This is a genomic window from Serratia sp. Ser99, from assembly GCF_024519545.1.
Classification (GTDB): Bacteria; Pseudomonadota; Gammaproteobacteria; order Enterobacterales; family Enterobacteriaceae; genus Serratia; species Serratia liquefaciens.
This window is the reverse complement of sequence record NZ_JALJRT010000001.1, coordinates 44,788-57,242: the sequence shown is the minus strand read 5'-3', so window position 1 is coordinate 57,242 and position 12,455 is coordinate 44,788. Positions and strand designations below refer to the sequence as shown.

11 protein-coding genes are annotated in these 12,455 nt (G+C 57.7%); 7 read left to right on the top strand and 4 right to left on the bottom strand.

The features are described 5' to 3' along the window. Positions 1-21: 21 nt before the first annotated feature. On the bottom strand, positions 22-471 hold the full coding sequence (locus NR114_RS00280) for a universal stress protein (RefSeq protein ID WP_234529439.1): 450 nt from the start codon (positions 469-471) through the stop codon (positions 22-24). Positions 472-483: 12 nt separating this feature from the next. Beyond that, positions 484-1,263, bottom strand: a complete 780-nt coding sequence (locus NR114_RS00275; protein ID WP_122077661.1) for an IclR family transcriptional regulator — start codon at positions 1,261-1,263, stop codon at positions 484-486. Between the two features lie 160 nt (positions 1,264-1,423). Between NR114_RS00275 and NR114_RS00270 the strand changes: the two genes are divergently transcribed. Further along, on the top strand, positions 1,424-3,028 hold the full coding sequence (locus NR114_RS00270) for an MFS transporter (protein ID WP_234529440.1): 1,605 nt from the start codon (positions 1,424-1,426) through the stop codon (positions 3,026-3,028). A gap of 2 nt (positions 3,029-3,030) precedes the next feature. Continuing rightward, positions 3,031-4,059, top strand: coding sequence for an HlyD family secretion protein (locus tag NR114_RS00265; RefSeq protein WP_020825735.1), 1,029 nt, complete (start codon positions 3,031-3,033; stop codon positions 4,057-4,059). A gap of 92 nt (positions 4,060-4,151) precedes the next feature. On the opposite strand, the gene rhlE is transcribed toward NR114_RS00265, so the two are convergent. Next, on the bottom strand, positions 4,152-5,513 hold the full coding sequence (gene rhlE / locus NR114_RS00260) for an ATP-dependent RNA helicase RhlE (protein WP_020825734.1): 1,362 nt from the start codon (positions 5,511-5,513) through the stop codon (positions 4,152-4,154). Positions 5,514-5,815: 302 nt separating this feature from the next. On the opposite strand from rhlE, the gene cecR reads away from it, so the two are divergent. From cecR to NR114_RS00235, 5 genes are read left to right on the top strand one after another with little or no spacing between them, the layout of a single operon-like run. Next, complete coding sequence (cecR, locus tag NR114_RS00255) at positions 5,816-6,505, top strand: transcriptional regulator CecR (RefSeq protein ID WP_234529441.1); 690 nt, start codon at positions 5,816-5,818, stop codon at positions 6,503-6,505. Between the two features lie 18 nt (positions 6,506-6,523). Continuing rightward, complete coding sequence (gene hlyD, locus NR114_RS00250; protein WP_046374234.1) at positions 6,524-7,510, top strand: secretion protein HlyD; 987 nt, start codon at positions 6,524-6,526, stop codon at positions 7,508-7,510. Positions 7,511-7,520: 10 nt separating this feature from the next. Further along, positions 7,521-9,251: an ATP-binding cassette domain-containing protein gene (locus tag NR114_RS00245; protein WP_020825731.1), complete on the top strand. Its 1,731-nt coding sequence runs from the start codon at positions 7,521-7,523 to the stop codon at positions 9,249-9,251. Beyond that, positions 9,248-10,402 (top strand): ABC transporter permease, encoded by a 1,155-nt coding sequence (locus tag NR114_RS00240; RefSeq protein WP_048761234.1) that lies wholly within the window; start codon positions 9,248-9,250, stop codon positions 10,400-10,402. The genes NR114_RS00245 and NR114_RS00240 overlap by 4 nt, the downstream gene beginning before the upstream one ends. An 11-nt stretch (positions 10,403-10,413) precedes the next feature. Continuing rightward, positions 10,414-11,520, top strand: a complete 1,107-nt coding sequence (locus NR114_RS00235) for an ABC transporter permease (RefSeq protein WP_020825729.1) — start codon at positions 10,414-10,416, stop codon at positions 11,518-11,520. 168 nt (positions 11,521-11,688) lie between these two features. Here the strand turns inward: NR114_RS00235 and NR114_RS00230 are convergent, their stop codons facing one another. Next, on the bottom strand, positions 11,689-12,399 hold the full coding sequence (locus tag NR114_RS00230) for a Bax inhibitor-1/YccA family protein (RefSeq protein WP_020825728.1): 711 nt from the start codon (positions 12,397-12,399) through the stop codon (positions 11,689-11,691). Between the last annotated feature and the right edge of the window lie 56 nt (positions 12,400-12,455).

Below are 12,455 nucleotides of genomic sequence, written 5' to 3'. Positions count from 1 at the left end.
GGCTCCGGGAAGCAGAGACAGTCAATCAGCGCGTACGTCGATCAACACCGGGCAGTCGGCGTTTTCTATTACCAAAGCGCTGTGCGAGCCTCTCAACAAACGGTTAAAGGGTGAAAGATGCCTGCGGCCCATAATAATCATGCCGGCATTCAGCTCTTTAGCCTGAGCCACTATGGTTTCCGCCGGTTCACCGGGCACTACCTTGCCACGCGCGCTGACACCGGCATCTTTCAATTCACTCAGCGCCTGACGCACTACGGCTGCCGCTGCGCCTTGTTCATCCTGTGCGCAGCCAAAATCCGCCGGATCTTCACCGACGGCAATCTCATAGGGGCCCGTCGTGGAATAGCTGAGGTCCACACAGCATAGCACCACTACCGTTGCCCGTTGGGCCAACCCCTGTTCAGCAGCCAGTGAAATAACTTTACGAGCGGTGGCGGAATTATCAACTGCGACCAACAGCGTTTTCATCGTCTTCTCCCGTCAATCTCGCGATGTGCCTTTACCAATCTCATCGATCAGCGCCTCTTTGCATTTGAGGATCTCCTCACGATAGCGAGCTTCGTTTTTGATCAAGCGACTGCTGGGCACTAACAGGCTGATGGAGAAGCGCCCGAGGATAGTGTCGATAGCCACCGCCATGGTGGAGACGCCTTCCAGCGTTTCTTCCCGGTCGTAAGCCAGCCCGGTACGGCGTATGTCAGCCAAGCGATCCATCAGCCCGGCAAAATCACGTACCGTCAAGTCAGTCACCGCCTGATAGGCTTCACCCAACAGATCCCGCGCCGCATCATCGCTGTTCAACGCCAGTAGCGCGCGCCCGCCGGAGGTGCTGTACAGCGGCAAATTCATGCCGATGCGCGGTACGACTCGCAGTTCCCGATCCGCCACGATGTAGTGCACCACAGCCAACTGCAGCCCGCTGGCTCGTCCCAGAGATACCGTCTCACCGGTAGCATCGCTCAATGCCTGCAACCAGGGGGTGGCAATTGCCACCATTTCAGTATGTACGCTGGCAATCAGCCGCAACAGCGACGGCCCCAGGCGTACGCCTCCGGCTCCGCCACGCACCAGTTGTACAGAATCCAACGCATTGACAATACGCTGCACGGTGGAGCGCGGCAGATCGACCGCCGCAGCGATTTCCCCCAGGCTCATGCCGTTCGGTTTTTCACCCAGGGCATCAAGGATTTTCGCTGCACGGGTAATGACCTGAATGCCACCGGCCCTTTCATCATCACAGTAGGTTGTAGGTTCAGACATTGAGGCTCTCTCCCTGACTTTTGGCCCACACTGTAACATTTTTTTATTCCCCCAGACACGATGTACCACATTGCAATACAGCGAACCACAATGTAGCATGCATCACATTGTACCACCATGCAATACAGTGCATCGTTAGTTTCGTTACCGGAGTCACACTATGAATGTTCAGCCTGCGCCTGCCGCTGCACCGCATCCTTTCACCCTGCGCCTGGCATTAGGCCTGGTGGGGGTACTGATTGCTGCCCTGACTTCGGGGCTGAATGACCGGTTAAGCGATCTGGCGTTGGCGGATATTCGTGCGGCTATCGGCATTGGCTATGACGAAGCTAGTTGGATCACCTCGTCTTATCAGGCTGCGGAGGTGGCAGCGATGATGGTCGCGCCCTGGTTTGCCGTGACGTTCTCACTGCGGCGCTTTGCCCTGGTGATGGTCAGCGGATTTGCTGCGGTCGGCGTACTCCAACCCTTAATCTCTGATCCCACGCTGTTTATTGCGCTACGAATCGTTCAAGGGCTGTTTGGCGGTGCCCTGCCGCCGCTGCTGATGACGGTCGCGCTGCGTTTCCTGCCGCCGGGTATCAAACTTTATGGTTTGGCCGCCTACGCGCTCACCGCCACCTTTGGTCCCAACGTCGCGGCGCCGCTGGCGGCGCTGTGGACCGATCATCTGGGCTGGCAGTTTGTCTTCTGGCAGGCTATCCCACTGTGTGTTATCGCTTCTTTATTGATGGGATGGGGGTTACCGCAGGATCCATTACGCCTTGAACGTTTACACCAGATTGATCTGTTCGGCATGCTGACCGGTTGCAGTGGCATTGCATTGTTGATCCTGTCGCTAACGCAGGGAGAGCGGCTCGACTGGTTTAATTCGCCGTTGATTTGCCTGATGCTGCCGGTATCCATCGCATTGCTGGTGACGTTTTTAATCAACGAATGGTATCACCCGCTCCCCCTGTTCAAGCTGCAAATGCTAAAGCGGATAAACCTGTCTCATAGTCTATTGACGCTGGCAGGCGTACTGATACTGGGGCTGTCCGGCTCACTGCTTCCTTCATTCTATTTCTCGCAGGTTGAAGGTTTCCGCACCGCACAATTCGCGCCACTGGCGCTGACCATTGGCTTACCGCAGTTAGTGATAGCGCCACTCGTCGCTACCCTGCTGAATTTCCGTTGGATTGACTGTCGCTGGATGCTCGCCGCCGGCGCGGGCCTCATCGTCAGCGCTTGCTTGCTGGGTATGCAATTAACCGATGATTGGGCACGGCAAAACTTCTGGCTGATCCAGAGCCTGCTGGCGTTTGGGCAACCGATGATGATTTTGCCGGTCCTGATGACCTCCACCAGCGTCGTGCTGGCACCCGAGGGGCCTTTCGCCTCGGCGATGTTTAACACCGTACGCGGCTTCTCGACCGTGGCGGCGGGGAGTCTGGTGGAGAATTTCATGAGTCACCGGGAGAAGTTCCACTCTCAGGTGCTGGTGGATCGACTGGGCAATAGCCCATGGCTTATGACCGCAGAGAACTCAGAACAAGCTAGCGGCGCCATGCCGTTATTGCCGGACGGATCGGTCAGTTCTGCGGAAAACCTCGGGCATTTTTCAACGCTGGTGAAACATCAGGCGATGATCCTCAGCATCAGTGATGCCTATCTGCTGATTATCTGCTGTGCCCTGCTGCTGGTGCTGTTGACTGCCTGGCTACCGACCCGCGTCTACCCGCCGCAAACCCTTTTACCTTTAGTTCCAAAAACATCAGGATCATAACCATGAGCTTCACTCCTGCAAAACGAACCTTAACTCTGGCGCTGCTGCTGGTCATCCTGCTGGCCATCGCTTTCTTTGTCTATTCATCGCTTACCCGCCACCATTTTCGTACCGACGACGCGGTGGTGACGGCCGATTACACACTGGTGGCGCCCAAGGTTTCCGGCTACATCCGCAGCGTTAACGTAACCGATAACCAGCAGGTTAAACCCGGCGAAGTATTGGCCACTATCGACGACCGCGACTATCGCGTGGCGCTGGAAACGGCGGAGGCCAATCTGCAAATTAGCCAGGCCAAGCTGGCCAGTATTCAAGCGCAGCTGGATCAACAACAGGCCAATATTGCCCAACAGGAAGCCGGCGTCAGCGCCAGCCAGGCCACGCTCAACTACGCGGGGCAAAATGCCGACCGCTATCGCCGACTGCTAAAAACCGGTACCGCAACCGCCGATGAACAGCAAAAGTCCGCCTCCGCGATGCAAACCGCCGCGGCACAGCTGAAGCAAAACCAGGCTGGCGTGGTCTCTGCACGCAAAGAGGTCGGGGTATTACAGGCCAGCAGGAAACAGGCCGAAGCCAACATTGCCGCCTCACAGGCCAGCGTTGACCAGGCACGCCTCAATCTTTCTTATACGCAAATCATCGCGCCCATTGCCGGCACCGTGGGCCAGCGAGCGGTACGCGAAGGGGCCTGGGTCTCTGCCGGGACGAGGTTGCTGGCGGTAGTGCCACTGCAGCAGAGCTATGTTGTCGCCAACTTCCTGGAAACCCAGTTGGCCAATGTCTCCGCCGGCCAACCGGTATCGATCCGCGTAGATGCGCTGCCCGGCGTAACGCTGCGCGGTCATGTCGACAGCATAGCGCCAGCCACCGGCGCCACCTTTGCCGCCATCAGCGCCGATAATGCCACCGGCAACTACACCAAAGTGGTGCAACGCCTGCCGGTGAAAATTCTGCTGGAGCCGAACCAGGCTGACCTGGCACGGTTGCGGGTCGGTATGTCGGTGGTGCCGGAACTCGAAATGCGCTGAGAGTTTTTGCCCCTCGCTTTGACGCGATCATCTGGGTTTCACGTAAAAAAAAGCCACCGTAAACGGTGGCTTTTTTATCATCAGGTATCAGCTTACTCGGCCGGACGGCTGCGCGGACGACGCGAAGGTGCGCCTGAACGCGGTTTGCCATCACCCTGTGGGCGGGCGCTGCCACCACCGCGGTTTTCACGCTGGCCGCCGTTGCCACTGCGCTGGCCGCCACCGTTACCGGCGCGTTGACCACCGCCGTTGCCGCGCGGCGCACCACGTCCACCACCCTGACGGCCGTTAATGATCGGCTCCGCCTTGATGCTTGGATCCGGCTCGTAGCCTGGCAGGGCAATACGTGGGATTTCACGCTTGAGCAGGCGTTCGATATCGCGCAGCAGCTTGTGTTCATCCACGCACACCAGTGAGATAGCCTCACCGGTACGTTCTGCACGACCGGTACGACCGATACGGTGTACGTAGTCTTCCGGTACGTTAGGCAGTTCGTAGTTCACCACGTGTGGCAACTGATCGATGTCCAGACCACGCGCCGCGATGTCGGTAGCAACCAATACGCGAATTTTACCGTCTTTAAAATCGGCCAACGCACGGGTACGAGCGCCCTGGCTTTTATTGCCGTGGATCGCAGCGGCCGTGATGCCGTCTTTGTTCAACTGTTCGGCCAGGTGGTTAGCACCGTGCTTGGTGCGGTTGAACACCAGCACCTGCTTCCAGTCACCTTCACCGATCATCTGGGACAGCAATTCCCGCTTACGCTTCTTGTCTACGAAGTGCACGCTTTGTTCGATCTGCTCAGACGCGGTATTGCGGCGCGCCACTTCAACCGATGCCGGGTTGTGCAACAGCTTGTTGGCCAGCCCTTTGATATCGTCGGAGAAGGTCGCAGAGAACAGCAGGTTCTGACGCTTGGCGGGCAGCTTGGCCAGCACGCGGCGGATATCATGGATAAAGCCCATATCCAGCATGCGGTCGGCTTCGTCCAGCACCAGAATTTCAACTTTGGACAGGTCAACGGCGCGTTGGTGTTCCAGATCCAGCAGGCGACCCGGTGTTGCCACCAGAATGTCGACGCCGCCGCGCAGTTTCATCATCTGCGGGTTGATGCTCACACCACCAAATACCACCAGCGAACGCAGGCGCAGGTATTTGCTGTAGGCTTCGACGTTTTCGCCGATCTGCGCTGCCAGCTCACGGGTTGGCGTCAGGATCAACGCGCGTACCGGGCGGCGGCCTTTGACCGGATGGTCATGCTTACTCAGCAGCTGCAACAGCGGCAGGGTAAAGCCAGCGGTTTTACCGGTACCGGTCTGGGCGCTGGCCATCAGGTCACGACCTTCCAATACGACAGGAATCGCCTGGCGTTGAATTGGCGTAGGTTCGCGATAGCCCTGTTCTTCAACAGCGCGCAGAATTTCAGCACTTAAGCCGAGGGTTTCAAATGACATAAAGAGAAAAACTCCAGATCCCCCCTAACCTAACAGTGTTCGGTGCAGTTTCCTGGGAGGATTATCAGACGGGACATTAAGCATGACCACGAGGGATTGGCACAAACTGCAGTGCACCAAGCGGGCGATTGTAGCAGAACTCGAACAAGAAAACGCAATTTTACTGGCTCAAAGCACAATATGCCGGGAATTCAGCCTAGTCCGAAAAAATAACCTTAAATAAACGATGCCTACTGGTTGCATTTTACCCAAGCTGGCATAAAGTTAATCATATGATTGATTAACTTTAGCGAGTGCCATCAATGCCAAATAACCAGACCGCCAGCCGGGCACGGGGTGAGCAGGCGCGACAGCAGCTGATCGCCGCCGCCATCGAGATGTTCGGCGAATATGGCATTCAGGGTGCGACCACCCGCGATATCGCCCAGCGCGCCGGGCACAACATCGCCGCCATCACCTACTACTTCAATTCCAAAGAAGGCCTGTATCTGGCCGTTGCACAGTGGATTGCCGATTTTATCCAGCAGGCGTTTCGCCCCCTGGCCGACGAGATTGATCGCTTCTGGCAGTTGCCGGCCACCGAACGCCTGCCGGAGCACCACCTCGACCACCTGAAGCGCGGCCTACTGGCGTTCAGTGATTTGATGACGCAACCGCAGACGCTGAACCTGAGCAAAATCATGTCGCGCGAGCAGCTTTCCCCCACCGATGCCTACCCGCTGATCCACCAGCAGGTGGTCGCACCGCTGCATGACAAGCTTTGTCGCCTGCTGGCGGCCTACACCGGCCTGGATGGGAATTCGACCAAAATCGTGCTGCATACCCACGCGCTGATCGGCGAAGTGCTGTCGTTTCGCGTGGCGCGGGAAACCGTTCGCCGTCAGGCCGGCTGGCAGCAGATCGGCGCGGCCGAGGCGGAACAAATCAGCGAGGTGCTGGCTGAACATATCGAGATTCTGGTTAATGGGCTGCGCCAACGCTATGGCGCGTAAATTCAGGCAGGGAGTGTTATGAACAAGAAACGCAGTGCCCTCATTGTGGCGGCTATTGTGCTGATCGCCGCGGCCGTTTACGGGGTTTGGTATTACCAGCAGCAGCAGGACAAACCGCTGACGCTGTATGGCAACGTGGATATCCGCACGGTGAATTTGGGCTTCCGCGTCGATGGGCGGCTGGCGTCGCTGACGGTGGATGAAGGCGATGCCCTTCAGCCGGGGCAATTGCTCGGGAAACTGGACGACGCGCCTTACATCAACGCCCTGCAGCAGGCGCAGGCTAACGTCGGCAGTGCCAAAGCCAAACTGGCGCTGCTGCTGGCCGGTTACCGCACCGAGGAAATCGCCCAGGTGCGTTCGGAAATGGCGCAGCGCCTGTCCGCGTTCAGCTACGCCGACAGCTATCTGAAACGTCAGCAAGGGCTGTGGGCGAAAAACGCCACTTCTGCCGATGCGCTGGAAGATGCCCGTACCGCACGCAATCAGGCGCAGGCCAACCTGCAGGCGTCAAAGGACAAGCTGGCGCAATACCTGAAAGGCAACCGGCCGCAGGAGATTGAAGAAGCCAAAGCCAATCTGGCGCAGAGCGAAGCCGCACTGGCTCAGGCACAGCTTAATTTACACGACACCACTCTGGTTTCCCCGTCGGCCGGTACCGTACTGACTCGGGCCGTTGAGCCAGGCACCATGCTCAATGCCGGCGGCACGGTGTTTACTCTGTCGCTGACCCGTCCGGTCTGGGTACGTGCCTACGTGAATGAAGTCAACCTGGGTAAAGCAACGCCGGGCACCGAACTGGAAATTTATACCGACAGCCGACCGAACAAGCCCTATCACGGCAAAATTGGTTTTGTCTCACCGACCGCTGAATTCACGCCGAAAAGCGTCGAAACCCCAGACCTGCGAACCGATCTGGTTTACCGCTTGCGGGTGATCGTCACCGATGCCGATGACGCGCTGCGCCAGGGGATGCCGGTTACCGTTCACTTTGCCAAACCTTGAGGGGACGGTGATGGAACAGGTGATTGAGCTGGAAGCGCTGGAGAAACGTTTTCCGTCGCTGCAAAAACCGGCGGTCGCCAGCCTGACCACCCGGCTGACCAGCGGCGCGGTTACCGGGCTGGTTGGCCCGGACGGCGCCGGAAAAACCACCCTGCTACGCATGCTGGCCGGTTTGCTCAAACCCAGCAGCGGAACGTTACGCGTCGCCGGGCTGGATCCGATCGCTCAGGATCGCCAGTTGCATGCGATCCTCGGTTATATGCCGCAAAAGTTTGGCCTGTACGAAGATCTGACGGTGATGGAGAACCTGACGCTGTATGCCGATCTGCGCGGCGTCACTGGCGATCTGCGTAAGCAGACTTTTGATCGGCTGCTGACATTTACCGATCTCACCCGCTTCACCAGCCGGCTGGCGGGCAAACTGTCGGGCGGCATGAAGCAGAAGCTTGGGCTGGCTTGTACGCTGGTCGGGCAACCGCAGGTGCTGTTGCTCGATGAGCCCGGCGTCGGCGTCGATCCGATCTCGCGCCGCGAGCTGTGGCGCATGGTGCATGAGCTGGCCAACGACGGCATGCTGATCCTGTGGAGCACTTCCTATCTGGACGAAGCGGAACAATGCCGTGAAGTGCTGTTGCTCAATGAAGGGGAACTGTTGTTCAGCGGCGCACCTAAAGATCTCACCCAGCGCATGGCCGGGCGCACGGTGTTGATAGCACCACCAGCCGGCAGCCACCGTGCCTTGCTGCAACGCGCGATCTGCCTGCCTGCGGTCACCGACGGCGTGATCCAGGGCAAATATCTGCGCCTGATCCTGAAAGAAGGCGAAGATCACCGCCAGGTGTTGCAGGCGTTGGATCTGCCGGACGCCGAACTGAGCGAAGCGGAACCGCGCTTTGAGGATGCATTTATCGATTTGCTCGGCGGCGGGCCGAACAGCAAGTCGGCGCTGGCGGAAATCATGCCAACCGTCGAAGGGGAAAGCACCGAAACCGTGATCGAAGCGCAGGGACTGACGAAGAAATTCGGTGACTTTGCCGCCACCGACCACGTGGATTTTAAAGTGCAGCGCGGCGAGATTTTTGGACTGCTGGGCCCCAACGGGGCCGGTAAGTCCACCACTTTCAAAATGATGTGCGGGCTGCTGGTGCCAACCGAAGGCAAGGCGTTGGTGCTGGGAATGGACCTGAAAACCAGCTCGGGCAAGGCGCGCCAGCATTTGGGCTACATGGCGCAAAAATTCTCGCTGTACGGCAACCTGACGGTGGCGCAAAACCTGAAATTTTTCTCCGGCGTGTATGGCCTGAGCGGCAAGGCGCAGCGCGAAAAAATCAGTGAGATGTCCCGCGCCTTCAACTTCGACCCCATCATTAACCAGACACCAGATTCCCTGCCGCTTGGCTTCAAACAACGGCTGGCGTTGGCCTGCGCGCTGATGCACGAACCGGATATTCTGTTTCTCGACGAACCCACCTCCGGTGTCGATCCCCTCACCCGGCGTGAATTCTGGCTGCATATCAACGGTATGGTAGACAAGGGCGTCACCGTCATGGTCACCACCCACTTTATGGACGAGGCGGAATATTGCGACCGCATCGGGCTGGTGTATCGCGGCAAAATCATCGCCGCCGGGACCCCGGACGATCTCAAGCATCAGGTGGCCAGCAGCGAGAATCCCAACCCTTCGATGGAGCAGGCATTTATCGAACTGGTGCAGGGTTATGATCAGGAGGAAAAAGCATGAATAGCGAAACGGCCAGCACCGACGACAGCGGTTTCTCCTGGCGGCGGCTGCGCGCGCTGTGCCTGAAAGAGACGCGGCAAATTATGCGCGATCCGAGCAGCGGGCTGATCGCCTTCGTCATTCCGCTGATGCTGCTGTTTATTTTTGGCTACGGCATCAACCTGGATTCCAGCAAGCTGCGGCTGGGGATTTTGATGGAACAACAAAGTGAAGAGGCGCGCGATCTGGCTAACGCTTTTACCGGTTCGCCCTATATCGAGCCCACCATCAGCGACAATCGCCAGCAGTTGATCCAGCTGATGCAAGCCGGGCGCATCCGCGGGCTGGTGGTGATCCCCAATGATTTTGCCCAACGTATGGCGCGGCCGCACGACAGCGCCCCCTTGCAAATCATTACCGACGGCAGTGAACCCAATACCGCCAACTTCGTTCAGGGCTATACCCAGGGAGTGTGGCAAATCTGGCAACAGCAGCGCGCCACCGACAGCGGGCGCGAAGAAAAACCGCTGATCGACGTGCAGATGCGCTACTGGTTTAACCCGGCGGCCATCAGCCGGCATTACATCATTCCCGGCGCCATCACCATTATCATGACGGTCATCGGCGCTATCCTCACCTCGTTGGTGATCGCACGCGAATGGGAGCGCGGCACCATGGAAGCGCTGCTTTCCACTCAGGTGACGCGAACCGAACTGCTGCTGTCGAAGCTGGTGCCTTACTACTTCCTCGGCATGATCGCCATGGTGTTGTGCATGGTGGTTTCGGTGTGGGTGCTCGGGGTGCCCTATCGCGGCTCTCTGCTGATTCTGTTCGTCATCAGCAGCCTGTTCCTCGCCAGTACGCTCGGCATGGGGCTGCTGATTTCCACCATTACCCGCAACCAGTTCAACGCGGCGATGGTGGCGCTGAACGCCGCCTTTCTGCCGTCGATTATGCTGTCCGGCTTTATCTTCCAGATCGACAGCATGCCGGCCATCGTACGCGCCGTCACTTACATCATTCCGGCGCGTTACTTCGTCAGCACGCTGCAAACGCTATTCCTGGCGGGCAACGTCGGCACGGTGTTGATGATTAACCTGCTGTTCCTGATCGCTTCTGCGGTGGTATTTATCGGCCTGACGGCCTGGAAAACCCAGCGGCGGCTGGATTAAGGGGAAAGAAGATGTTTCACCGTCTCTGGACGTTAATCATTAAGGAAATGCAATCGCTGCTGCGCGACCCGCAAACCCGCGCCATTCTGATTTTGCCGGTTATTCTGCAGGTGCTGCTGTTTCCCTTCGCCGCCACGCTGGAAGTGACCAATGCCACCATTGCGGTGTACAGCGAAGACAGCGGCCATGCCTCGGTCGAGCTGACCCAGCGCTTTGCCAAGGCCAAGGCCTTCTCCCACGTGCTGCTGTTGCGCAGCCCGCAAGAGATACAAAGCGTTATCGATAACCAAAAAGCGCTGCTGCTGATCCGTTTCCCGGCACAATTTTCACGGGATATCGCCAGCGGCAATACGGCCCCGCTGCAGTTGTTGCTCGATGGGCGCAACTCCAACAGCGCACAGATCGCCGCCAACTACGTGCAACAAATCGTGCAGGACTACCAAAATGAGCTGATCGGCAACCGTGCCAAACCTAACAACAGCGAACTGGTGGTGCGCAACTGGTATAACCCGAATTTGGACTACAAGTGGTTTGTGGTGCCGTCGCTGATCGCCATGATCACCACCATCGGCGTGCTGATAGTGACTTCACTGTCGGTGGCGCGCGAACGTGAACAGGGCACGCTGGAGCAACTGCTGGTGTCGCCGTTGACCACCTGGCAGATTTTTATCGGCAAAGCGGTGCCGGCGCTGATCGTCGCCACCTTCCAGGCCAGCATAGTGTTGCTGATCGGCATCTTTATCTATCAGATCCCGTTCGCCGGGTCGCTGCTGTTGTTCTACGGCACCATGTTGATTTACGGGCTGTCGCTGGTGGGGTTCGGCCTGCTGATTTCGTCGCTGTGCGCCACCCAGCAACAGGCGTTTATCGGCGTGTTCGTGTTTATGATGCCGGCCATCCTGCTCTCCGGTTATGTTTCACCGGTGGAGAATATGCCGGTGTGGCTGCAAAACCTCACCTGGGTGAACCCCATCCGCCACTTCACCGACATCACCAAACAGATCTATTTGAAAGACGCCAGTTTCAGCATCATCTGGCACAGCCTGTGGCCGCTGTTGGCCATTACCGCCACCACCGGCAGCGCCGCCTATGCCATGTTCCGCCGTAAAATTGCATAAAAAAAGACTCTGCGATCGAGATCGCAGAGTCTTTCTATTCGCTGTAAATCCTATGGATTTCATGCTGCGGCTAGGCGACCAGCTCGTGTATCCCCAGGAGCTTACCTAAGTAAGTAACTGGGGTAGGCGAGCGCAGTCAACAACGCTGCGGCTTGAAAGACGACGGATTTAGCGGCGGTTGCCGAAAATGCGCAGCAACATCAGGAACAGGTTGATGAAATCGAGATACAGCGTCAACGCGCCAACAATGGCGTATTTGCGGAAGCTGTCTTTATCATCGGCATTCAGTTGCTCGCCCATGGCCTTCAGTTTCTGGGTGTCGTACGCCGTCAGGCCAACAAACACCACCACGCCGATATAGGTAATTGCCCACATCAACGCCGTGCTTTTCAGCCAGATATTGACCAGCGAAGCTAACACAATCCCGATCAGCGCCATAAACAGCATGCTGCCGAAACCGCTCAGGTCGCGCTTGGTGGTGTAGCCGTACAGGCTCATCGCACCGAACATGCCGGCGGTCACCACGAAGGTGCTGGCGATCGAGCTGTAGGTGTAAGCGATGAAAATGCTGGAAAGCGTCAGCCCGGTCAGCGCCGAATAGAGCATAAACAGCGAGGTGGCGACCGTGCCACTAAGACGATTGACCATGCCGGAAATGACGAAAACCAACCCCAACTGCGCGATGATCAGGCCAAAGAAGGTGATCTGGCTGGAGAAGATAAAGTTAAGGATCGCAGGCGTGTTGGCCGCGTACCAGGAAACAAACGCCGTCAACAGCATACCGCAGGTCATCCAGCCATAAACCTGCGCCATATAAGCCTGAATGCCGCTGTTGGCACGTTCGACGATTGAACCATTAGAGCGTGGATATCGGTCCATGACGGTTACCTTTTGCGTATGAAACAAGATTTCGATCCCCATTTATGGGGCTCGGC

Coding starts and splice junctions, on each gene's coding strand:
- NR114_RS00265 (WP_020825735.1), top strand. CDS start 3,031: ATGAGCTTCACTCCTGCAAAACGAACCTTAACTCTGGCGCTGCTGCTG.
- NR114_RS00280 (WP_234529439.1), bottom strand. CDS start 471: ATGAAAACGCTGTTGGTCGCAGTTGATAATTCCGCCACCGCTCGTAAA.
- NR114_RS00270 (WP_234529440.1), top strand. CDS start 1,424: ATGAATGTTCAGCCTGCGCCTGCCGCTGCACCGCATCCTTTCACCCTG.
- hlyD (WP_046374234.1), top strand. CDS start 6,524: ATGAACAAGAAACGCAGTGCCCTCATTGTGGCGGCTATTGTGCTGATC.
- NR114_RS00245 (WP_020825731.1), top strand. CDS start 7,521: ATGGAACAGGTGATTGAGCTGGAAGCGCTGGAGAAACGTTTTCCGTCG.
- NR114_RS00235 (WP_020825729.1), top strand. CDS start 10,414: ATGTTTCACCGTCTCTGGACGTTAATCATTAAGGAAATGCAATCGCTG.
- NR114_RS00240 (WP_048761234.1), top strand. CDS start 9,248: ATGAATAGCGAAACGGCCAGCACCGACGACAGCGGTTTCTCCTGGCGG.
- NR114_RS00275 (WP_122077661.1), bottom strand. CDS start 1,263: ATGTCTGAACCTACAACCTACTGTGATGATGAAAGGGCCGGTGGCATT.
- cecR (WP_234529441.1), top strand. CDS start 5,816: ATGCCAAATAACCAGACCGCCAGCCGGGCACGGGGTGAGCAGGCGCGA.
- NR114_RS00230 (WP_020825728.1), bottom strand. CDS start 12,399: ATGGACCGATATCCACGCTCTAATGGTTCAATCGTCGAACGTGCCAAC.
- rhlE (WP_020825734.1), bottom strand. CDS start 5,513: ATGTCATTTGAAACCCTCGGCTTAAGTGCTGAAATTCTGCGCGCTGTT.